Origin of the sequence: uncultured Porticoccus sp. (assembly GCF_963975625.1) — a bacterium.
Classification (GTDB): Bacteria; Pseudomonadota; Gammaproteobacteria; order Pseudomonadales; family Porticoccaceae; genus Porticoccus.
The window spans coordinates 29588-50073 of sequence record NZ_CAXBHS010000006.1; the positions used below are offsets into that span (position 1 = coordinate 29588).

Genomic DNA, 20486 nt, shown 5'->3' on the forward strand with positions numbered 1-20486 from the left:
TTGCTTAAACTGGTAAAAATTGGTTTCTGAGTCTGTATATTGGCCCGCATTGCGGAATTTCAAGGCTCACTGCCTTTATTTGCCACTGATTTGGCAACCACCACCATGGCGGGGCGAATCAGCCGGCCATTGAGGGTGTAACCCTTCTGGAACACATCAATGACGGTATTGGGTTTTGCATCCGGCACTTCAAGCATGCTCATCGCCTGATGAAGGTCGGGGTTAAACGCCTCACCGCCGGGATCGACGGCCTCCACCTTGAAGCGAGCCAGCACATCCTGAAAGCTCTTTAAGGTGAGCTCAATGCCGTCACTGACCGCCTTGAAGTCGCCATCGACATCCGCCATTGCCTGAATGGAGCGTTCAAGGTTATCGACCACTGGCAGCAGCTCACCGACAAACTTTTCGAGAGCATATTTGTGGGCGTTTTCCACATCGCGTTCCATACGCCGTCGCAGGTTCTGCATTTCCGCGTGGGTTCTCAGTACCTGATCCTTGGCGTTGGCCAGATCGGTCGTCAACTGTTCAACCTCGCCGGTTGCTGACTGCGCATCTGACTGCTCTGTTTCAGGCCGCGACTCAGCGGCGTCCTCTGAACCGGGATCCTGCGGATCCGGCTCCTGATGATTTTGTTCTGTTGACACGCAACATCTCCCTTCTTCTGTTGAATACGCTGCTTCAGGACTTTGCTTCAACCCGCTATATTGGGCCATTGACCCATGTTTCAAGGGCAGACGCGTTGAAAAATTGTGTATAACATTGCTCTTCTGATGTCACTTCACACAAACAGGCATTACTGGTGCTTACTACCCTGACAGTCAAACATTTCACGCTGGTGGAATCCCTCGAAGTGGATTTCGGCGCTGGCATGACAGCACTAACCGGCGAAACCGGCGCAGGCAAGTCCCTGGTGCTCGACGCCCTGGCAATGGCGCTGGGAGATCGCGCCGATACAGATCGGATTCGCCAGGGTCAGGAGCGCGCCGAGGTCTCGGCATTATTTGATCTGACAGAGATTGCAGCGACCCGACAGTGGTTGGTCGATAACGATTTTGCCGAAAACGGTGACGAAGTATTATTGCGGAGGCTGTTGACCCGCGAAGGCCGATCCCGGGGCTACATCAATGGCCAGGCCGCCACCATGCAGCAGCTGCGTGATCTTGGCGAGATGCTGATCGACATTCACAGCCAGCATGAACACCAGTCCCTGTTGCGCAAGGAGACTCATCACAAAATACTGGACAGCTTTGCCGGGTGTTCGGAGCTGGCTGGCGAGTTGCGGCAGATTTATCAACAGTGGGCGACCACAACACAACTGCTGGATAAACTGGAGAACGCCACAGACGAACTGAATGCCAGACGGGAACTGCTCACATTTCAGTTATCGGAACTGGATGAACTCTCCCTGGCAGAAGGTGAGCTGGAGCAGCTGGAACAACAGCAACAGCAATTGGGAAATGCAGAGGCCATACTCAGGGACAGCGGGGCACTGTTACAGCTCTGCTGTGAAGCCGAAGACTTCAACTTGCAAGACAGCCTAGGCAAGGCCTTACAGTTGCTGGCCAACATGCCCGGCAAACCTGCCGAGCTGATCGAGGCAGAAAAGCTGCTGAACAGTGCGGCCATTGAAGTGGCGGAAGCCAGCCGTGAAATCCAGCAACACCTGGACAAATTCGAACTGGACCCGGAGCGGCTACTGCAACTGGAAACACGCTTGAGCGCCATCTATCAGTTGGCGCGCAAACACCGCATCGACCCACCAGCGCTACCGGCCAAACATCTGGCGCTACAGGAAGAACTGGATAATCTCGCCGGTGGCGAGGGCAGTATTGAAAAGCTTCGACAACAGGCCGCCACTCTCTCCGACCAGTACCTCGCGCTGGCAGAAAATCTCACGGCCCGCCGAACAGCCGCAGCAACTGAATTTTCTGCGCTGGTTGAACAGCAGTTTTCGGCACTTTCGATGGATGGCACACAATTCATACCCCAACTTACCCCGGTCAAATCGGGGCAATTAACAGCCAATGGCATGGAGACCATCGAATTTCTGATCACCACCAATCCCGGCGAGCCACCGAGATCCCTCGCCAAAATCGCATCCGGTGGCGAGCTTTCACGAATCAGTTTGGCTATCCAGGTTATCGCCGCAAACCATTCGGCGGTCCCCACCCTGATTTTCGACGAGGTGGATGTGGGCATCGGTGGCGCCACTGCAGATGTGGTGGGCAAACTGTTACGCCAGCTCGGCGGGCAGGGACAGGTTATTTGTGTAACGCATCTGCCACAGGTTGCCGCTTGCGCTCACCACCACCTGCTGGTAACAAAAACCACCCACGAACATTCTGCCAACAGCAGCATCCAGTCGCTTTCAGGAGCTGACCGCACCAATGAAATCGCACGCATGCTCGGCGGTGCCAGAACGACCGATACCAGCCTCAATCATGCCAGGGAAATGCTACAATTGGGTGAGCAAACCGCTTGATACAGATCAATAATTTTAAGTATTCAAACCGCTATGCTGGGCCCTTTCTCCATAATAATAGGGTGTTACCGTGCAGAAAGAAGATACAGAAACCCTGGCCAGAGTTGGAAAATTGGTACTGATAGGCGTTGGCATCATGCTATTGCTCATTGCCGCCGCCTCGATGATCGGCTAACCCGGTTGATGAGCTCGCAAAACATTCAAGTGTCAAGCTGGCCGTTCCAACGTATCGCCACATGTACCAGGCACGTGTAATTCCTTTTGAGGTAGACCCGTGGATTGTCGACCGCAGACCTCTGCTATACTGATATTTCCGCAAAGAAACCCGGAAGGAGCCAGTTATGATCCACCAGTTTTTATCAGCGAGCTTTAACCTGAGCATGTTGCCGGCCAGACTGGCCATACGAAATACCAAAGCCTCTTTTCAGGCAATGCGCGACCTCCCCGGAACAGTGAAACAATATGCCGGCGGCTTACACCGGTCCTGCGGAGACAGCCAACTGTTTATCGATCAGCTAATGCAACGTATTGATTCGGAAATTGGCGGCGACCCCGCCAACCTGAGCAATCACGAACGTGAGATGATCACTGCCCGCGAACTGGCCATGGCAGAACAGCACCTCGGCCACGCCATGTTTAATATGCTCAAGGCATACCGGGTATTGTCAGCCAAACCTTCGCGGGTGATCGAATACGGACGCGCAGAGCGGATCGATTAATCCTGTCGGCGAAACAGATAATTCTTTCTGCCGTTATTGCATGCCACCAGTTGCCGCCCAACCTGATCACAATGCTCCAACTGCAGCGCCAGTGAGTCTGGCTGTGACTCGTTAACAGCCAGACGCTGCTTATCCTTCTTCAGGAAACCAAACATCGTTTCAAAGCGCTGGGCGAAATCCACCCCCCTGGCCATCACATCGTCAAACAGATAAACAAATTTCGCATAGGAGAACGTCGACCCGCCAAGACCGATTTCCATCATCTTCTCCAAATATTGTCGATAGGCCGCCGCCAGGTAATCAGCCCGGGTCGCCCGATCATCCGTTGCGCCGTGAAATGCCGGTATGCGCATTTTATTCGATGGTTTGAGCACGCCTCCCGCCAGCCTGCTATTGGCCAGATTGCTCACCAGCGCATAGCGAACTCCCTCGCAAATCAACCACGGATGATCGAACTGGCAGCCATCCAGTACGTTGTCAGTCTCGAGGGGTTTTGCTGCCTCAACGATCTCCGGCACAGGCAGTCGGGTATCGGCTGGCACGGCAACGTCAATACCGGCTCTGGTGGCAGGTCGTCTGAGCAGCAGGGCCTGGATTTTGTCGTTGTTACGCCGAAAGTCCAGCAATGAAGGTAAGTCAGCCCCCTGACCCGCAGCCTGCACTTCACAGTAGAGTTGCTCGTAATAGGTTTCAGCCAGCAACCAACAAAACCGGTCTGCTACTGCAGGAACCGGGGATAAGAGCAGTAAATACCCTGTTGTTATTCTCAACCATTTCCACATGTACACACCGCTTTTATAGAGTCTGGAACACAGCCGTGTAACTCACAAATGATGAGACAGCCCTCGCGCACGGATATTTACGCAACAGCCGTAACCTTTTAGACTGATTATCTTTTGAACAGGGAAGGCGAACGCAACTCGCCAGTTATGTCACAAATTATTATTCGCCTGCTCGCCCCGATGTTCTGCCTGATGCTGGCAGTCTTCACCTATTGGCAATACCCCGCATTGAACAACGATCAACGGGCTCTGCTGGAGCAGTTGCCCTTCATCGTCTGCGGGCTCGCCGCTTTCATGGCTTTACTGGCAAACCAATCCAAAAATCTGGGTACGGCCATGACAATGCTGATCAGCTACTGGCTGATTCGGCATTTCCTGCAGGCGCCATTGAATGCTGAGCCGGCCAGCCAGATCTTCAGCCTCATCTCACTTTGTCTGCCACTGATACTGGGCGTGTTCATTGTTCTCCCCGACACCGGCTGGCGACACCCGGCTTTTCTGGTATTAACGGCCTTCATCTCAATCTTTGCACTGATCATCATCAGCCTGTTTCAGTGGCAACCCCTCTGGTTTTCCCACCTCCTACCCGGCATCAACGAAAGTACTTTTTTCGGCCTGAAGATATCCGCCACAGCGGGATTACTGTTTCTACTGGTCTATACCTTCAGCATCATCCTACCATTGCTTCGCCGGGAGTATCTGGACAGCAGTCTGCCAGGCTGCGTGTTCTTCAGCTTTATCACCGTGGGATGGTTTCAGTTACCGCATATTTCCTCAATCATGTTTTCTGCCGCCGGATTACTGTTGATTATCAACCAGACCCAGGCCCTGCTCAACATGGTGTACCGGGACGAACTGACCCAGATCCCCAACCGGCGGGCACTGCTCCGCGATGTACGCACCATGGGAAACCACTATGCATTGGCGATGGTGGATGTGGACCATTTCAAATCCATCAATGATCAATATGGTCACGACCTGGGCGACCAGGTACTTCGTGCCATTGCCGCGCAACTGCGCCGGGTCAGCGGGGGCGGACGAGCCTACCGCTTTGGGGGAGAGGAGTTTTGCCTGCTGTTTCGCGGCAAAACACGGGAGCAGGTCGTCGATTACCTGGAACAACTGCGCAAGAATATTGCAAATTACGACATGGCCACCCGGGACAACAAAAATCGGCCGCGCTATCAGTCCAGCGGTGAAAAGAAGCGTGGCGCTTCACGACGCCGAGGCAATATCCGGGTGACCGTCAGTATAGGTGTTGCCGATGCACAGGACGCCCTGCATTTTGATGGCGTCATGAAAGCCGCCGACAGCGCCATGTATCGCGCCAAAGAAGCTGGCAGAAATCAGACCAAAATCGCGTAATCAACCCTCAATTATTTTTTAGCCTTTTTTACGTAGAGCACCAGATTGTGACCCACCAGATCGAACCCATGCTTGGTAGCAATCGCTTGCTGCAACGCTTCAATTTCACTGCTTTGAAATTCAATCACATCACCACTATCCACATTCACCATATGATCGTGATGAATGCCCCGATCAATTTCATAAACTGCCGGCCCGCTGTCAAAATTATGGCGTGTAATCAGGCCGGCACTCTCGAACTGGGTCAGCACACGATATACCGTGGCAATACTGACATCGTCACCGGCTTCGAGTAATTTGCGGTACACATCCTCGGCACTCATGTGACTTTCATCGATTTCCTCAAGAATCTGCAGGATTTTCAGACGGGGTACGGTGACCTTGAGCCCCGCCTTCCGTAAGTCCCGGTTTTCATCCTTCATTCTGCTACCGCCTCTTTAATACACTCAATTGATTCTGTATTATCGCCGTTCACTGAAAACTCTGGAACCCCCAATGCATTTTACTGCAAGAATTACCTGCTGCCTGGCAATGACCGCGTTACTCGCCGGCTGCTCAGGTGTCTCAATGCCGGATTTCAGTATGCCCAAACTGCCCAATGTGCATAAGTTCGACATCCAACAGGGCAATGTTATCACCCAGGACATGATTGACCAGCTTCGTCCGGGCATGACCAAGTCCCAAGTGCGCTTTGTGATGGGGACACCCCTGATTTCGGACACCTTCAATGAAGACCGCTGGGACTATTACTACAGTCTGTCGCCCAGCAACGGCGAAGAAGTCAGGGAACGGATGGCTATTTTCTTTGAAAACGACCAACTGGTGGGTTTCAGAGGTGACTTTATTCCCACCGCGGTGAATATTGATACCACGGAGTAATCAATTACCCTGGCTGGCCTTCGCCGCACGTCGTTTGCGAATCTCTTTGGGATCCACAGTCAGGGGTCGATAAATTTCGACCCGATCACCCGCTTCTAACACATAGGTCTTTGGCGGATTGAGGCCCTTGGTACCCAGGGCCTGCCCGAAGATACCCATTTTTACATTTTCCAGATCAATCTCGGGGAACTGCTGCACAATTCCGGACTGTCGAACCGCCTCATACGCAGTGGTTCCGGGTGCAACCTTGAGCGCCAGCAGTTGCTGACGATGAGGCAACGCATAGGCCACCTCTACGGTAATCAACTCAATATCTTTCACGGACCGTAGACCTCCTGAGCACGCCTTGCCAACGAATCCACCAGATTGTTCGCCACAGAAGTAAACAGGCTGGTGGAGGCAAGCCCTACCGACAAACTGTTAAATTCAAATTCCAGGTCGAGCATCACCTTGCAGGCATTTGCCGTCAATGGTTTAAAGTGCCACTCACCGGACAACTTTTTAAAAGGCCCCTGCTCAAGGCTCATGGTAATCTGCTCGGGTTTTTTCAGGGTATTTCGAGTGGTAAAACTGTAACCGATGCCCCCTTTTTTCAAGTCTAGTCTGGCCACCATACCGTCCTCTGACTGCTCTAATATATCGGCTCCGACACAGCCTTCCATATAGCGTGGGTAACTGTTCACATCGTTGACCAGATCATACATTTGCTCAGCGGAGAACATCACCAGCGCACTGCGTTTTATGGTTGTCAGCATCAGGAAAATGTCTTGTAGAGGCCCATCACAAAAATGATACCCACGGCTATAGGCGATACATATCGCAATATCCAGTACCAGCTCGCAAAGACCCGACCCGACTCATCGGCGAGTTCACCCCGCACGGTCTCCGGTCGCATCATCCAGCCCACAAACAAGGCGATAAACAAACCGGTGAGTGGCAGCATGACACTGGAGGTCAGAAAATCCATAAACTCAAAGAAATTAAACCCGGCAACCTGCTTTTCTGCCCAGATATTAAAGGATAAAACACTCCCCAGCCCAACAACCCAGGCAATACCTCCGAGCAGCAGGTTCGCGGTAATACGGGTAAATTTTTTCGACTCGATGAGATAGGCAACGGCGGGTTCGATCAGCGAGATCGCCGAGCTCCAGGCAGCCAATGTCACCAGCACAAAGAACAGGCTGCCAAATAATAATCCTCCCGTCATATTGCCAAATGCGATTGGCAAGCTGACAAACAGCAATCCCGGGCCCGCTCCGGGTGCAATCGACGGGTTCGCAAACACAATGGGGAATATGGCCAGCCCGGCAACCAGCGCCACCACCGTATCCAGAAAGCCGACGGCAAGCACAGTACGACCAATCCGGGCATGCTCAGGCATGTAGGCACCGTAGGCCATAATGGCACCCATCCCCAGACTGAGGGTAAAAAACGCATGGCCCATGGCCTCCAGAACCCCCGCCCAGGTCAGCGCCTCATAGTTAAAACTGAACAGAAAATCGACAGCCTGGGCAAAGTCCCCTCGCTGAATGCCGAACACCAACAGGATCAGCAACAGCACAAACAACACCGGCATCAATACTCTTACCGCAACACCGAGCCCACGGGTTACCCCGCCAATCACCACTAACAGGGTCAGAATCATAAAGACTGTCTGCCACAGAATCAGCGCTTTCGGGTCGGACAACAGGTCTGCAAAAATAATGGCAACCTGATCGGCACTGGCGCCCTGGAATGCACCACCGGCCATCTTCCCAATGTAATTGAGCGCCCACCCGGCAATCACCGCGTAATAGGAAAGAATCATCAGTCCGGCCATGACACCCAGCCAGCCTATCGCATGCCAGTGCCGCTCCAGACCCGCCTCTGTAGTCAGGCGACGCATCGTATTGATCGGACTCTGTCGGCCCCGCCGACCCAACATGACCTCCGCCACCATGACGGGAATGCCTACCAGTAAAATACACAGCAGATACACCAGCACAAAAGCGCCACCGCCATTTTCACCGGCAATATAGGGAAACTTCCAGATATTCCCCAGGCCCACCGCCGAACCGGTTGCCGCCAGCACAAAGGTCCAGCGACTGGACCAGACAGGATGCCCCCCGGGAACTGATCCAGACCCATCAACCTCTGCCGGGGATTGCTGCTGTTGTTCCGCCATCGGCGATACCCTTGTCAAAACTGACCGGATTGTACCGGCAATCCACGATATACAAAACCAGGGCAATCACGCATAACGCCACAAAACCATAGGCGCACCCCAACGCAATCCTTATAATGCCGACCCATGGCTAACAAATCCCAACACCCTCAAAAAAACCCCACCATTGCACTCAACAAGCGGGCCCGTCACGAATACCAGCTCGAGGAAAAATTCGAAGCGGGTCTCGTTCTGCAGGGCTGGGAAGTAAAAAGCCTGCGAGCCGGCAAAGCCCAGCTCACCGACAGCTATGTATTACTGAAAGACGGCGAGGCTTATCTGATCGGTTCACACATCACCCCACTGGGAACCGTGTCCACCCACTACGTCACTGACCCCGGCCGCACCCGCAAGCTGCTGCTCAATCAGCGTGAACTCGGTAAATTGTTCAACGGTGTCAATCAGAAGGGCTACACCTGTGTAGCCACTGCACTGTATTGGAAAAACCACCTGGTGAAGTGTGAAATCGCTCTCGCCAAGGGCAAAAAAGAACACGATAAACGCGAAACTGAAAAAAATCGTGATTGGGCACGGCAGAAACAACGCCTGGTCCGCCGCGCCCGGTGATCAATTAACACCTTGTCAGTGAACTTCATCGACAGAATAAGTCTAATGAAGCAATGGTCTCTGTGGTAACATCCAACTTGAGACGATGTTTTTTAACAGAAACACTCAAAGCAGTTTCAGGGGGCGATTTGGATTCGACGCCGGTTACAAAACCCTGGGTGCATGCCGAGATGGCGACCAATCTCGTAAATCCAAAGTCGCAAATTATAGTTGCCAACGACGACAACTACGCACTCGCCGCTTAATACCCGGTAGGGTGCCATCTGACCGGAGCCGTGCTTGTGCGTCCGGAGCCTTTCGGGGCTATCAGGTGTCATATCTCACATGATCGCGATGAAGCTCGTCCGGGGTGGATTCGTTAAAAACTCACCGGAATCGCGGTTTGCGCGCCCTGTCTGTCGGGTTGCAACCCGCTAAATTTAATAGACTGTACTAAGCATGTAGATCCCTCGGCAGAGGACTGACGGACGCGGGTTCAATTCCCGCCGCCTCCACCAATTCAAGGTTTTACACCTTACCAAGAAGGCCGAAAAAGCCTGTAATTTTAACGAATTACGGGTTTTTTTACGCCTATAGCATCCTAACAAACCCTATCTAATCCAGCTTTTTTAGTAGTACCCATTGTAGTACCATCAATTTATCAACCAAAGCGGTACTACTAAAATGGCCCGTACAACCAAGCCCCTCACCAATACCGAAGTCAGTCAGGCAAAGCCTAAGGCCAAGGTTTACTCTCTTTCCGATGGGGGTGGCTTACAGCTTCGCGTAAAGCCCAACGGCTCCAAAATTTGGCTGCTGGATTACCACCGACCCTTCACCAAGGTTCGTACCAGTCTCAGCCTTGGGGCATACCCTACACTGTCATTAGCGGGCGCACGCGCCAAACGAGAAGAGGCCAGAAAGCTACTGGCAAAGGACATTGACCCCAAAGAACACCGGGATGAACTGGCCAAAGCCAATGAAGAGGCCCACAACAATACGTTGATGAAAATTGCGAGTGACTGGCTGGAGATCAAAAAAACCACCGTCACCCCCGAGCACGCCAATGACTCCTGGCGTTCACTGGAGCTGCATATCTTCCCTACATTGGGAAAAATGCCGATTCACAAGGTAACTGCCGTCAAAGCCATTGCCACCATCAAGCCCATTGCAGCCAAAGGCAGCCTTGAAACAGTTAAACGGCTCTGCCAACGCCTGAATGAAATAATGACCTTTGCAGTCAACACGGGTGTGATCCCAAACAATCCCCTTTCCGGTATTAGCAAAGCCTTTCAAACACCTGACAAACAACACCAGCCCACACTCGCCCCCAGCCAGCTCCCAGAATTGATGAAGGCCCTATCCTTGGCCAGCATCAAACTAACCACTCGCTGTTTGATCGAATGGCAACTACATACGATGATGCGCCCTGGCGAAGCTGCCGGTACTCGCTGGGATGAAATTGACCTGGAGAACCAGCTTTGGCATATCCCTGCTGAACGAATGAAAAAGAAGAAAGCTCACACTGTCCCGTTGACGCGGCAAACCGTCGGCTTACTGGAATTGATGAAACCCATCAGTGGCTGCAGTGAGTTTGTATTCCCCTCTGACAGAAATCTCCGAACCCACACACACCCGCAAACCGCTAATATGGCGCTAAAGCGCATGGGCTTCGACAAGCAACTGGTAGCACATGGCATGAGAGCTTTAGCCAGCACCACGCTCAATGAACAGGGCTTTGACCCAGAAGTCATTGAAGCAGCACTGGCCCATACCGGAAAAAATGAAGTGCGAAACGCCTATAACCGCGCCCAATACATTGAACGTCGTATTCCCGTCATGACTTGGTGGAGCGAACATATCGAAAAGGCCGCCACCGGAAATATGAGCCTCACCGGTACAGCAGCCCTCTCCGTCGTCAATGGGTAATTTCAGCACCGACCTTGATCTAGCACCTCTGGACTGAGATGCGCCAAGCTCGCGTATACAAGACACTCAGACGTGATTATTCCTATCAAGAAATACTTAAATCTCATCCGGCAAATGGCCGATACAGCATATATAGCCTCTTTCAGTCATACCCTCTAAAAGATACTCGCAGCCTACACAGTCATCATTAAAGCTCGCATAAGGCCTCCCTTTGTATGTTCTTTTTTTTAGAGGACACAAGTCCACATGCGTTGAAAACCCTCGAACTATAGTGGGTTTCTTGAGAGCTAGACCCATCAACCGATCGAACTCCTGAACAGCTCGAGCATTAAAAATCCAGTTCTTAAAAAACCATTCATCTACGACTAAGGAGGACATATCTTCTCTGGTTCCATCCCAAATAGAGTGGCTCAAATCTATTTCGATAGCAGACACCCCCAGTCGTTTAATGCGACTGACTTTCTCATCATCCACCTTATGAGTTACAAACACTTCAACAATCAGATCACGCCCACCAATCGTAAGAATAAGGTCAGGCCTTATATTTTCGATGCTACTCTCCACCCTCACGCGGTCGATCTTATATTTTCTAGCGTCAGATAAACGCAACAACCTCCGACCAGTCTCAAAGTATAGTTCTACCGGAGGTAGCGCTATGTATGCTGCCTTACTCAAGATATCCTTGGCCAATAGATGAGCAGCCGTTTCAAGCCCTCCAGAGCATGCTTCATTCGAATAATGCGCAAAGTGATGTCTCTTCTCGTTGCCTTTCCTTGCAACAAGCCTGGACTGGCAACATGGACAAAAACAATCACATCCCAACCCTGCTTCTACCTCAGAGATGTGCACCAGCTCATTGTTTTTGAGTCCGTATGGTAGAGCGACTTCATTCATCAGATAGTTATTGAGCAAATGAGAGGGGAAATAATGTGAGTTTGCGAACATGGCTTTTTGCTATCCCCATAAATACGCTTTCTCACCCTATCAGTCTCTTCCTTGCCGTAATACTCGGTCAGCACCTCATGCATATGCTCTTCCGCAAAATACACATCACTAATCGGTGGTGACTCAGCCAGTTCCGGAGCCAACTCCGGCGCTGGAGGCAATTTATCCTTATTTTTCCTTGCTGGCTTTTTCAATGAATCCCTCCTCTTTTTTACAGCCTCCCAGCACTATAGCTCGGCGAGAGAATGCGCTCTCATTTCGCGTGCCACAGCCCTGGCAATTTCATCAACCTGACTAGACTGAACATCAGCACGCGGCTCCCGTAGCGCCTTTAATATTTCATACTGCCGGGATTGCTGCACTTCGCCATAACTATAGAACGTCGTCAGCACACCATCATGGCCAAGATTCTGACTCCACGCCTTGAACTCTTCAGGGCCACGGCAGGTTTTTTCACCTAACTGCACCAAGGTCTTGCGAAAGCTGTGGGGATTGAAATAAGGCAGTCCCGCTTGCTCGAATGCTTCCTTAAACACCTTTCGAATGGGGGTGGCATTGCTCCAGTGCTCTTTCAGAACACCAACCGACTCAAAGACACGCCGTGCACCTGGCTTTACCTCGGTTTTAGGAAATAACGGGTCATCGTTACCGAATAACAGCTCATTTTTCAGGTAGTGAACCCAATCTTCCACAATCTGCCGAATATCGTCACCAACCGGGAAAAAGTACGTAGTGAAGGTCTTGCTGGCCTTGGTGTTAACCTCCCGAGCATCCTGAAAAACGCTCCCGGCAGCCAAATCCACATGCTTCAGCTTAAATGAAGCAATGGCGCTATCCCTGGCACCCGTCAACAGCGTAAAGGCCACCAAAGCCCTGCTGCGCTTTTCCAGCACGGTATTAGAAGGCATGACTGCAATTACCCGCTGAATCTGTTCAAGCGTTGGTACAGGCCGATTCCGTTTTGCCGTGGCAACCCTTGTATCCTTATCTGACAGATTGAAATACTCCGTGTCGGTGTAATTGATACGGGACTTATACCCCGCCTGCATTGCCAGCCATTGAAAAAAGGTCTTCAAGCTGCGTAACGCGGAATTCATGGTTGCCTTGCTCAAGCTGGAACCCGTCTGTTCATTCCGATACTTGTTTAAGTGCGCCTTGAATCCAACCGCCTGCTCAAAGTGAAACGCCTTAAAATCACGCCACTTGGTATAGGCTTCAAAACGACTTATCGCCTTGGCAACGGCATCAACCGATGAGTCATCCTGACGCTTCGCCTCTTTCAAAAAGATGAAATACTTACGCTTCATCCGCTCATTATCCGGGTGATATTTTCTAGTCATCTGATACCTCCACACATAGTCACTGTTTACGGGGAACTAACTGGTCTTGCTTATGTGTTTTTGACCTATCGGGAAGCACACCTCCAGATGCTGCCGAATCTGGGCCAAACTGGACTTGTTCGCGTAGCGGTTCATCAGCGTTTCACAGTCGGGACAAATCCCCACTAACCGACCTGTAGTCTCATTTATAGGGGTGAAATCAACCATATTCTCAGCAGGCTTCCTGGGTGATCGGCACCGCATGCAATAGAGTTCAAAGGGTTTGCAACGTTGTTTTCCTGCTGTACGTGTACGCTGCAGGTAACGACGTATTTCATACCCAAGAATCAGCGTTGGCCGCCTGTCATCACAAACAGGCATCCCCGTCTTGATCCACCCCCGCACCGTGTTTTTGTGGATACCAAACAGAGAAGCCACTTCTTCCACCGTGTAATTGCGATGAATTTTTGCCAGATTGGGGTTGTAGTTGGCCATCAGAGAACCCCACTGGAAGATACCCCTGAAAGCAACAGCCGATAGGATTCTTCCCTTTCTTTCTGCAAGGCAAGAACCAACTTACGTATCTCATCATCCGTTTTACCGGCGATCCGAGCGGCATTAAGGGTTTCAATTTCCGAGGCAGGCCAACCAACAGATCGACCACCTAATGAGATGGGTTTAGTCCATAGCCCTTTGCTAATTCGCAGGTAAAGAGTAGAGCGAGAAAGGCCGCTTTGTTGTTTGACGGCAGGGAGCCGCAGGATGGTTTGAAGCATGTTAGTACCCTCTTGGGTGTTGCTGAACATGACTTCATAGTGATGATTTTAACTTGCGCCGGTCATCGCAGGTGCGGCAATCTCAGCCGCAGTTGCGGTAATAAATCAGCTAGATTTGAGACTCCTTTTCCCTGCCGCAAACTTCTCTTCCAAGGTTCGAGCTGCAATGCCCGGTTTTCCTTCATAGTATCCAAGCAACGCGGCGATAATGGCCCCCTGAGAATTAAATATCGAATGAGCTTTTCCACCTGGTGATTGGCTGAGCATTAACTCTACTAACCCACCAATAACATTGAGATATGTTGTCTCTGCTCGCTCACTCGGAGCCGACATTTTTTCAACTATCGCGCGGAGCGAATCACGTTCGGCAGTGATAATATCATTATCTTGTTTTAACTCGCGGTACACTTCAGTAGCTTTTTCAAGACGAGCTTTTAGTGCATCACGATCTGCCTGTAGAGCCCGAAACGTATCTGCATTTATGGCGGTGTGGGTAGCTTTCTCAATTTCATCAAACAAAAATGCGGGCTTTTGGTCAGGATAGTACTTTTGCATCCACTCTTTTAAGTCTGCATGGCGAATGGTCAAACGTGCTTTAGCCACCTGTTCACCCGCCACAACAGATCGACCGTCGCGACCATAAGTTAATCCGCCATTCAATACCGCATCTAAAATGCGTTCCGCATTAGCACGCAAGCAGGGCCATTGGGGGAACATACTAGGTGTAGGTATAACTGCCTCTCCCACAGCACGAAGAATCACTTCCTCTTGAGCAATGAGATTGCACCAACGCAACGCCGCTTCAATAGGTTTATAAAACGGCTTCTCTAACGCATTACAACTTTTAGAGTCATAACCAGAATTCATAGAAGTTAACTTCCTGTTATATTTAGAAAGTGGGCGAATCTACCACAGTCTTGTTCGTTTCCAAGCTAACGGCAATCTCTCCCATAACTACTCCAACGGGTAGTTGGGTTTATTCATCGTTTCGGCAGCGGGGTCGTTGGAATCGTTGACACCAGCACCACACCGCCTTCACAGGAAAGAACATATATCATCCAGAAACCCGGCCTCAATCTCTGCCTGACTTGCGCCATCCCTGTTTGTGAATCCCTGCCAAGACGGTATCATCCCGGACGTTCTGAAATATTAGCGTACGATCATGCCACTCAGTCCCCCAAGGATACAAGCGAACAAAAATTCAACTAGTTGACGCAATGCCCATACTGCACTGGCTGATACTGCACTGGCTGAACTGGGATGATGCCTAACTGCGACGCTCTGCGAAAATTCAGGAGTGCAAGCCGGTAAATTTTCCGTAACAGCCTCTTGTTGATACTTTTTTGAATCCTTCCCTAAATTGACGAAGTTTGTTCATGCTTCTTCCGATGGTTCATTTTTACCATGCGGAGTATCTAGACTCTTGGGGATATTCAAATCCCCAAACAGCTCCGCCGCAGCATTTGGCAATCAACTACCTAAAGAAACTTTCGGACTTCAATCATTTCACATTTTGATATTTTCCTGATGAAACCCTCACAAAGCCGTGACACTGGGTAGGCTAAGGTACCGACACAATATCTTGCAGTCTCTGTCAGTCACCAAAGTGGTTGTTTCCCTTATGAACAAGTTCTTCTTACCGCTCCAATTGCAGAGATTTATAGCTGCAGGTGGCCTTGCCACGCTGTTTCACTGGTTTGTTATGACGGCGCTAATCACCCTCGGGCTTGAGCCAATGAGAGCAACTGCAGGTGGGAGCGTGACTGGAGCGGCATTCAACTACGTCCTCCAACGACGTCTAACGTTCCGTATTAGCGGCTCTCACAGGCGCACAATATGGCGCTATGTCAGCTCTTGTTTTGTCGCTTGGCTATGCAATCTCGTTTTTTTCTTTCTGTTCCATAGTGTCCTGACAATTCACGTTACTCTTTCACAAGTCGCCACCACAGGTCTTGTCGCTGCAATGAATTACATCATCTATCAGAGGTTCGTTTTTCATGAATAAACACATTGAATCTCCCATTCTGCTGTTTGATAAACCACTGTTATCAGTGGTGGTACCGCTGTTCAATGAGCGTCCGATGCTACCGCTCTTTTTTGAGCGGCTCTTGCCGGTGCTTGCCAAGTTAAGCATCTATTGGGAAATCGTCTTGATAGATGACGGCAGTGACGATGGCAGTGCTCAGTATATCCGGAGTGTTATGAACCGAACGCCCAGCATCCGACTTATCAAACTAAGCAGAAATTTTGGAAAGGAAGCCGCAATGACAGCGGGCCTAGACCATGCTAAGGGCGATGCGGCAATTGTGCTAGATGCTGATCTGCAAGATCCGCCTGAACTGATTCCTGCAATGATTGAATGCTGGCTATCTGGTGTAGATGTTGTCCTGATGCAGCGTCGCTCACGAGCGGGCGAAACCCTGTTCAAACGCTGGAGTGCTCACCTTTTTTACCGGTTGTTGAACCGAACCAGCCGGACGAATATCCCGGTGGATACCGGGGACTTTCGGCTAATGAGCCGAAAAGCAATAGATGCTCTTCTAGTACTCAAGGAGCGCAATCGCTATATGAAAGGATTGTTTGCCTGGATCGGCTTGCCTACTCAGGTCATCCAGTATGATCGTGAGCCCCGGGCGGCAGGTGAGACAAAATGGGATTACCCCGAGTTAATAGGCTTGGCTCTTGAAGGGCTAACCTCGTTTTCTGTATCACCATTGCGCTGGGCAACCGTTATCGGGCTCATCGCGGCCAGCATGGGTGGGGCGTTCGGGTTGTGGATTGTAGTGAAAGCAATCATGCTGGGTGATGCAACCAACGGTTATCCGTCGCTTGTCGCCATCATCAGCTTTCTGGGTGGCATTCAATTGATGGGTGTGGGCATCGTAGGTGAATACGTCGGCAAGACCTATATGGAGTCGAAGCAGCGCCCGGCGTACCTGACAGAGGAAGTGATTGAAGGCTGGAATGGCATACCTCAACAGGCCAGTCGCCATAGAACTGAGGTGCGTCATGTCAAAGCGGTTTAACCTCTGGATGCTGATATTGGCAGCGGTACTTGTTAGTCGTTTCATTGGTATGGTACTACTTCCACTTTCCGACACCACCGAGCCGCGCTACGCAGAAATTGCTCGCTTGATGGCTGAAACTGGTGACTGGATCACCCCATGGTTTGAGCCCGGGGTTCCGTTTTGGGGCAAACCACCCTTGTCATTCTGGGCTCAGGCTGGGGCCATCAATATATTTGGTGTCTCGGAGTTTTCTCTACGTTTTCCCTCTTGGCTGGCAACGATTGCTATGATCGGACTGATCTGGCGATTGGCACGGCAGCTCTGGAATTTACAAGTGGCCCAATGGAGCAGCTTGGTCTTCGCAACCATGGCACTCACTTATATCAGCTCCGGTGCCGTGATGACAGACGCCTTCTTGGCGCTGGGCACCACGCTTAGTTTGGTCAGCTTTTGTCTAGTGATGTCAGGGAAAAGTGGCCTATGGCGATGGCTTTTTTTTCTTGGACTGGCAATCGGATTTCTGTCGAAGGGGCCGCTGGCCATAGTGCTGGTCGGGATTCCCATCGTTTTGTGGTTATCCCTCTGGCGGGAAGCGATCACGAACCTACGGCGTCTGCCTTGGTTAAGAGGAATACTGATGACGGCCCTGCTCGTCTGCCCCTGGTACCTATTGGCTGAGTTAAAGACCCCCGGTTTTCTGGACTACTTCATCGTGGGTGAGCATATCCGTCGGTTTCTGGATCCAGGGTGGGCAGGAGACCTCTATGGTAACGCTCACGATCAGCCCAAAGGCATGATTTGGGTTTTCTGGTTGTGGGCATCTTTCCCTTGGGGCATCGTTGCATTGGTCTGTCTAGTCCTCACTTGGTTCAGGGGCACAAGAAAAGGCGTTGTACATAAGATCACATCAAACGCTGGTGTTAGCTTTTTGCTGATTAGCGCACTAGCGCCAATGCTGTTTTTCACACTCGCGGGAAATACACTCTGGACGTATATACTGCCCTCGTTGCCGTTTACAGCTATTCTTATCGGCCGCTGGGTGTCGCGATGGGAGTCTTTATATTTATGTCGTATGCGGGGTGGAATAGTCGCGCTTGTGCCGGTTTTATTAACCGTATTCGTGAGCCTAACCGCAGCAGGTTGGGCACCGCTCAAAACAGAAAAAGAACTGGTAAACTATTATCAATTGATCAAGGAAGCCGATGACAGCCCATTGATCTATTTGAATGATCTGCCATTTTCAGCCAGATTTTACTCAGGTGGAAATGCTTTGGAAGTAACGCAGAACGATTTGAAAATCTTGTCAAGTGCCAACAGGTTTAAAAGCTTATACGTCGCAATTCCCAGAGACTGGTCAGAGGACAAAGTAGCTAATTTATCTTCGTCAGCTCTAAAGATTATGGAAAATAAACGCTATCAATTGTTGGTTATTGAAGGATTGATCCACAACAAGCAACCAGTGTCTAATGCCAACGGAGTTCGCTAAAATGACATCTGATCAGACTTCTCTCGAACCTACTTTACAATCTCCTCTCAGGTTATTGATTGTCGAAGACGAAGTGGATCTTGCAGAAAACCTGTTCGAGTTCCTAGGTGAAAATCGCTACACACTAGATTTCGCTGCTGATGGCTTGACCGCTCTGCATTTACTGGCCACACACACCTATGACGTTATCGTACTCGATCTTATGCTGCCCGGCGTCAATGGCTATGATATTTGTTGTCGTATCCGACAAGATCTGCAATGCCAGACTCCTATTATTTTGATGACAGCACTAAGCGCCCTGGCCGACAAAGAAAAAGGGTTTGATTCTGGTGCCGATGATTATCTTGTGAAGCCGTTTGAACTGCGTGAATTACAGATACGGGTTGAAGCTCTCCATCGGCGCTATTCGCCACAGAGACCGGTCTTGAGAGCTGGGGATGTTCGATTCGATCCAGGCACACTGGAAGTGGAACTGCGTGGGTTGAAAACAGATTTGTCCGGCACACCAGCTCGTCTTTTTGAATTGTTGATGCGAGCGTATCCGAGCTTTCTCAGCCACGAGGCGCTAACTGATGCCGTATGGGGCGCCCATCATGGGGAACCGGAAGGCAATAGTCTTCGCACACATATCTACACACTTCGAAAATCCCTGCAAGCGAGCCTGGGCAACGGGCTGGTAAAAACAATCCATGGTCGTGGGTATCGTTTGGACGTACCAGCAAATAGGGGCGAAGATACGCCATGAAGTCATCTTTGACCATACGGTTGTCCCGAACTCTATTTTTTTTGATTGCCACTACGACCGCAACCTCGATGTTCATTGTTGAGGTATTTGTTAATGACGTTGAAAACACCATTCTTGACCTTGAACTGAAAGCAGACGCAGAGTATTTCAAGAAGCAAATTCAGGAAGGGAGTTTTCAACCAATAAAAACGGCGCAACTGGAAGCCATTTACCTACCAAAAGGTGAAACGGAGCTTATACTTCCGGAATATTTTCAGAGTCGTTTGTTGCCGTTTTCAGAGGAAATCGAGATAGATCAAACAACGTTGCTAATCCATGGCGAGCAACTGGAAGCAACCAATGGCAAGCTCTTTTTGGCCCAAGATATTACCATCATGGAAAATCGTGAGGCCTTGGTTCAGCTTATGCTGGTTGGAGCGGCTGGCCTGATAATTCTGATCGGCTTTTTTGCTGCCCACACAGGAGCCCGATACTTGGTACGTCCTTTCAAAAAGCTCACTCATGAAGTCTTTAACACAGCACCTGGATCTACAATACCAAAAATCGACACAGACTATCGTGATCAGGAGTTTTGCGATATTGCCGAGGCATTTAACCGATTTCTTTTCGCGCTGGAAAACCATATCGAACGCGAAAAATCCTTTGTGAAACTAGCCAGCCATGAACTACGCACGCCTTTGGCCGTAATGAGTGGTGCCTTGAACGTATTAGAACAACGTCAAAGCCTGTCTCCAGCGGATCAAAAAACCATTGGCCGCATCCGCCGGGTCATGCAAACCATGCGCGACGATACGGAGGTACTGCTTGAGCTTGCTCGCAGTGAGGTGTCCGAAGGCGATGCCAGAACCATAGTCCTGCAAGATGTCATTCTCAACACCATTGATGATCTGGAACATGGACTTCCGGAGCATGCCGGACGCATCACAGTTTCCAACAACAGCCCGGAGCTACGAGTCACTACTCATCCTGCTTTGGTACGAATGTTATTGCGTAATTTGTTACAGAATGCGCTACGTCACACCCATGCAGAAGTGGAGGTTCGATTAATCGAGAACAAAATTTCGGTACGAGACTTCGGGCCTGGGCTTCCTGACAAAATAACTAAAGATCTGAACGTTATTGGAATGCCAAGTAGTGAGAAATCTACAGCCGGAGAATTCAGTAACACCACCTTTGGCTTGTTGATCGTCAGGTTGGTTTGCGAGCGATTGGGATGGAATCTCGAAATCGCACAATCAAGTAACGAAGGAACGGAGTTTCTGATCCACGTTAACGTCGCTTAATTAAAAGACCACACACTAA

The 20486-nt window shown here is 50.5% G+C and carries 23 protein-coding genes and 1 other RNA gene; 12 read left to right on the forward strand and 12 right to left on the reverse strand.

The window, feature by feature from the left end; translation table 11 throughout:
* Window positions 1-59: 59 nt before the first annotated feature.
* The gene (gene grpE / locus AACZ64_RS06950; protein WP_293614771.1) at window positions 60-644 is read right to left on the reverse strand and encodes a nucleotide exchange factor GrpE; all 585 of its coding nucleotides are present in this window, start codon (window positions 642-644) and stop codon (window positions 60-62) included.
* Window positions 645-799: 155 nt separating this feature from the next.
* Here grpE and recN point away from each other — a divergent pair, with 155 nt between their 5' ends.
* Together recN and AACZ64_RS06960 are read left to right on the forward strand one after the other, a co-directional pair.
* Complete coding sequence (recN, locus tag AACZ64_RS06955; RefSeq protein ID WP_293614772.1) at window positions 800-2482, forward strand: DNA repair protein RecN; 1683 nt, start codon at window positions 800-802, stop codon at window positions 2480-2482.
* A gap of 341 nt (window positions 2483-2823) precedes the next feature.
* Window positions 2824-3201: a hypothetical protein gene (locus tag AACZ64_RS06960; protein ID WP_293614773.1), complete on the forward strand. Its 378-nt coding sequence runs from the start codon at window positions 2824-2826 to the stop codon at window positions 3199-3201.
* On the opposite strand, the gene AACZ64_RS06965 is transcribed toward AACZ64_RS06960, so the two are convergent.
* Complete coding sequence (locus tag AACZ64_RS06965) at window positions 3198-3983, reverse strand: hypothetical protein (protein WP_339639812.1); 786 nt, start codon at window positions 3981-3983, stop codon at window positions 3198-3200. The genes AACZ64_RS06960 and AACZ64_RS06965 overlap by 4 nt on opposite strands.
* A gap of 147 nt (window positions 3984-4130) precedes the next feature.
* Here AACZ64_RS06965 and AACZ64_RS06970 point away from each other — a divergent pair, with 147 nt between their 5' ends.
* Complete coding sequence (locus AACZ64_RS06970; RefSeq protein ID WP_339639813.1) at window positions 4131-5348, forward strand: GGDEF domain-containing protein; 1218 nt, start codon at window positions 4131-4133, stop codon at window positions 5346-5348.
* Between the two features lie 11 nt (window positions 5349-5359).
* Here AACZ64_RS06970 and fur read toward each other — a convergent pair whose 3' ends face one another.
* Entirely contained in the window at window positions 5360-5770 is a 411-nt protein-coding gene (gene fur, locus AACZ64_RS06975) for a ferric iron uptake transcriptional regulator (RefSeq protein ID WP_339639814.1), read from the reverse strand.
* Between the two features lie 73 nt (window positions 5771-5843).
* Here fur and AACZ64_RS06980 point away from each other — a divergent pair, with 73 nt between their 5' ends.
* Complete coding sequence (locus tag AACZ64_RS06980; protein ID WP_339639815.1) at window positions 5844-6227, forward strand: outer membrane protein assembly factor BamE; 384 nt, start codon at window positions 5844-5846, stop codon at window positions 6225-6227.
* Here the strand turns inward: AACZ64_RS06980 and AACZ64_RS06985 are convergent, their stop codons facing one another.
* Genes AACZ64_RS06985 through AACZ64_RS06995 form a run of 3 tightly spaced genes read right to left on the reverse strand, consistent with a single transcriptional unit; the run spans window position 6228 to window position 8391 of the window.
* Window positions 6228-6548: an RnfH family protein gene (locus AACZ64_RS06985; RefSeq protein ID WP_293614777.1), complete on the reverse strand. Its 321-nt coding sequence runs from the start codon at window positions 6546-6548 to the stop codon at window positions 6228-6230. It lies immediately after the preceding gene.
* Entirely contained in the window at window positions 6545-6982 is a 438-nt protein-coding gene (locus tag AACZ64_RS06990; protein WP_272993736.1) for a type II toxin-antitoxin system RatA family toxin, read from the reverse strand. The genes AACZ64_RS06985 and AACZ64_RS06990 overlap by 4 nt, the downstream gene beginning before the upstream one ends.
* Complete coding sequence (locus tag AACZ64_RS06995) at window positions 6982-8391, reverse strand: sodium-dependent transporter (protein WP_339639816.1); 1410 nt, start codon at window positions 8389-8391, stop codon at window positions 6982-6984. Before AACZ64_RS06995 ends, AACZ64_RS06990 begins: the two co-directional genes overlap by 1 nt.
* 126 nt (window positions 8392-8517) lie before the next feature.
* Here AACZ64_RS06995 and smpB point away from each other — a divergent pair, with 126 nt between their 5' ends.
* The 3 genes from smpB (at window position 8518) to AACZ64_RS07010 (ending at window position 10905) form a co-directional block, all read left to right on the forward strand.
* Window positions 8518-8997, forward strand: a complete 480-nt coding sequence (gene smpB / locus AACZ64_RS07000; protein ID WP_036859428.1) for an SsrA-binding protein SmpB — start codon at window positions 8518-8520, stop codon at window positions 8995-8997.
* Window positions 8998-9116: 119 nt separating this feature from the next.
* Window positions 9117-9494: a transfer-messenger RNA gene (ssrA, locus tag AACZ64_RS07005) on the forward strand.
* Between the two features lie 166 nt (window positions 9495-9660).
* On the forward strand, window positions 9661-10905 hold the full coding sequence (locus AACZ64_RS07010) for an integrase domain-containing protein (RefSeq protein WP_036859426.1): 1245 nt from the start codon (window positions 9661-9663) through the stop codon (window positions 10903-10905).
* 96 nt (window positions 10906-11001) lie between these two features.
* Here AACZ64_RS07010 and AACZ64_RS07015 read toward each other — a convergent pair whose 3' ends face one another.
* From AACZ64_RS07015 to AACZ64_RS07040, 6 genes are all read right to left on the reverse strand, one after another.
* On the reverse strand, window positions 11002-11799 hold the full coding sequence (locus AACZ64_RS07015; protein ID WP_160172048.1) for a competence protein CoiA family protein: 798 nt from the start codon (window positions 11797-11799) through the stop codon (window positions 11002-11004).
* Window positions 11799-12044, reverse strand: coding sequence for a hypothetical protein (locus tag AACZ64_RS07020; RefSeq protein WP_036859421.1), 246 nt, complete (start codon window positions 12042-12044; stop codon window positions 11799-11801). The genes AACZ64_RS07015 and AACZ64_RS07020 overlap by 1 nt, the downstream gene beginning before the upstream one ends.
* 33 nt (window positions 12045-12077) lie before the next feature.
* Window positions 12078-13190 carry a tyrosine-type recombinase/integrase gene (locus AACZ64_RS07025; RefSeq protein WP_036859419.1) on the reverse strand — a complete coding sequence of 371 codons (1113 nt, stop codon included), beginning with the start codon at window positions 13188-13190 and terminating at the stop codon, window positions 12078-12080.
* A 36-nt stretch (window positions 13191-13226) separates the two neighbouring features.
* Window positions 13227-13664, reverse strand: a complete 438-nt coding sequence (locus AACZ64_RS07030) for a helix-turn-helix domain-containing protein (RefSeq protein WP_036859416.1) — start codon at window positions 13662-13664, stop codon at window positions 13227-13229.
* Window positions 13664-13945 (reverse strand): AlpA family phage regulatory protein, encoded by a 282-nt coding sequence (locus AACZ64_RS07035; RefSeq protein ID WP_036861321.1) that lies wholly within the window; start codon window positions 13943-13945, stop codon window positions 13664-13666. The genes AACZ64_RS07030 and AACZ64_RS07035 overlap by 1 nt, the downstream gene beginning before the upstream one ends.
* A gap of 105 nt (window positions 13946-14050) precedes the next feature.
* The gene (locus tag AACZ64_RS07040) at window positions 14051-14812 is read right to left on the reverse strand and encodes a cell division protein ZapB (protein WP_036859415.1); all 762 of its coding nucleotides are present in this window, start codon (window positions 14810-14812) and stop codon (window positions 14051-14053) included.
* 754 nt (window positions 14813-15566) lie between these two features.
* On the opposite strand from AACZ64_RS07040, the gene AACZ64_RS07045 reads away from it, so the two are divergent.
* The 5 genes from AACZ64_RS07045 to AACZ64_RS07065 all read left to right on the forward strand — a co-directional run bounded on the left by AACZ64_RS07045 (window position 15567) and on the right by AACZ64_RS07065 (window position 20467).
* Window positions 15567-15950: a GtrA family protein gene (locus AACZ64_RS07045; protein ID WP_036859414.1), complete on the forward strand. Its 384-nt coding sequence runs from the start codon at window positions 15567-15569 to the stop codon at window positions 15948-15950.
* Window positions 15943-16971 (forward strand): glycosyltransferase family 2 protein, encoded by a 1029-nt coding sequence (locus tag AACZ64_RS07050; RefSeq protein ID WP_293614780.1) that lies wholly within the window; start codon window positions 15943-15945, stop codon window positions 16969-16971. Before AACZ64_RS07045 ends, AACZ64_RS07050 begins: the two co-directional genes overlap by 8 nt.
* Window positions 16955-18439, forward strand: a complete 1485-nt coding sequence (locus AACZ64_RS07055; protein WP_036859408.1) for a glycosyltransferase family 39 protein — start codon at window positions 16955-16957, stop codon at window positions 18437-18439. Before AACZ64_RS07050 ends, AACZ64_RS07055 begins: the two co-directional genes overlap by 17 nt.
* A 1-nt stretch (window position 18440) precedes the next feature.
* A complete protein-coding gene (locus AACZ64_RS07060; protein WP_051921211.1) occupies window positions 18441-19184 on the forward strand; it encodes a response regulator transcription factor in 744 nt (247 codons plus the stop codon).
* Between the two features lie 68 nt (window positions 19185-19252).
* Complete coding sequence (locus AACZ64_RS07065; RefSeq protein WP_293614781.1) at window positions 19253-20467, forward strand: HAMP domain-containing sensor histidine kinase; 1215 nt, start codon at window positions 19253-19255, stop codon at window positions 20465-20467.
* Window positions 20468-20486 lie beyond the last annotated feature (19 nt).

Excerpts from the sequence above, each read along its gene's own strand:
- AACZ64_RS06990 (WP_272993736.1), bottom strand. The coding sequence starts at position 6,982 with ATGCTGACAACCATAAAACGCAGTGCGCTGGTGATGTTCTCCGCTGAG.
- AACZ64_RS07030 (WP_036859416.1), bottom strand. The coding sequence starts at position 13,664 with ATGGCCAACTACAACCCCAATCTGGCAAAAATTCATCGCAATTACACG.
- AACZ64_RS07015 (WP_160172048.1), bottom strand. The coding sequence starts at position 11,799 with ATGAATGAAGTCGCTCTACCATACGGACTCAAAAACAATGAGCTGGTG.
- AACZ64_RS07025 (WP_036859419.1), bottom strand. The coding sequence starts at position 13,190 with ATGACTAGAAAATATCACCCGGATAATGAGCGGATGAAGCGTAAGTAT.
- AACZ64_RS07050 (WP_293614780.1), top strand. The coding sequence starts at position 15,943 with ATGAATAAACACATTGAATCTCCCATTCTGCTGTTTGATAAACCACTG.
- AACZ64_RS07055 (WP_036859408.1), top strand. The coding sequence starts at position 16,955 with ATGTCAAAGCGGTTTAACCTCTGGATGCTGATATTGGCAGCGGTACTT.
- AACZ64_RS07060 (WP_051921211.1), top strand. The coding sequence starts at position 18,441 with ATGACATCTGATCAGACTTCTCTCGAACCTACTTTACAATCTCCTCTC.
- AACZ64_RS07010 (WP_036859426.1), top strand. The coding sequence starts at position 9,661 with ATGGCCCGTACAACCAAGCCCCTCACCAATACCGAAGTCAGTCAGGCA.
- AACZ64_RS06965 (WP_339639812.1), bottom strand. The coding sequence starts at position 3,983 with ATGTGGAAATGGTTGAGAATAACAACAGGGTATTTACTGCTCTTATCC.
- AACZ64_RS06995 (WP_339639816.1), bottom strand. The coding sequence starts at position 8,391 with ATGGCGGAACAACAGCAGCAATCCCCGGCAGAGGTTGATGGGTCTGGA.
- smpB (WP_036859428.1), top strand. The coding sequence starts at position 8,518 with ATGGCTAACAAATCCCAACACCCTCAAAAAAACCCCACCATTGCACTC.
- AACZ64_RS07065 (WP_293614781.1), top strand. The coding sequence starts at position 19,253 with ATGTTCATTGTTGAGGTATTTGTTAATGACGTTGAAAACACCATTCTT.
- AACZ64_RS07035 (WP_036861321.1), bottom strand. The coding sequence starts at position 13,945 with ATGCTTCAAACCATCCTGCGGCTCCCTGCCGTCAAACAACAAAGCGGC.
- fur (WP_339639814.1), bottom strand. The coding sequence starts at position 5,770 with ATGAAGGATGAAAACCGGGACTTACGGAAGGCGGGGCTCAAGGTCACC.
- AACZ64_RS06960 (WP_293614773.1), top strand. The coding sequence starts at position 2,824 with ATGATCCACCAGTTTTTATCAGCGAGCTTTAACCTGAGCATGTTGCCG.
- AACZ64_RS07040 (WP_036859415.1), bottom strand. The coding sequence starts at position 14,812 with ATGAATTCTGGTTATGACTCTAAAAGTTGTAATGCGTTAGAGAAGCCG.
- AACZ64_RS06970 (WP_339639813.1), top strand. The coding sequence starts at position 4,131 with ATGTCACAAATTATTATTCGCCTGCTCGCCCCGATGTTCTGCCTGATG.
- AACZ64_RS06980 (WP_339639815.1), top strand. The coding sequence starts at position 5,844 with ATGCATTTTACTGCAAGAATTACCTGCTGCCTGGCAATGACCGCGTTA.
- AACZ64_RS07045 (WP_036859414.1), top strand. The coding sequence starts at position 15,567 with ATGAACAAGTTCTTCTTACCGCTCCAATTGCAGAGATTTATAGCTGCA.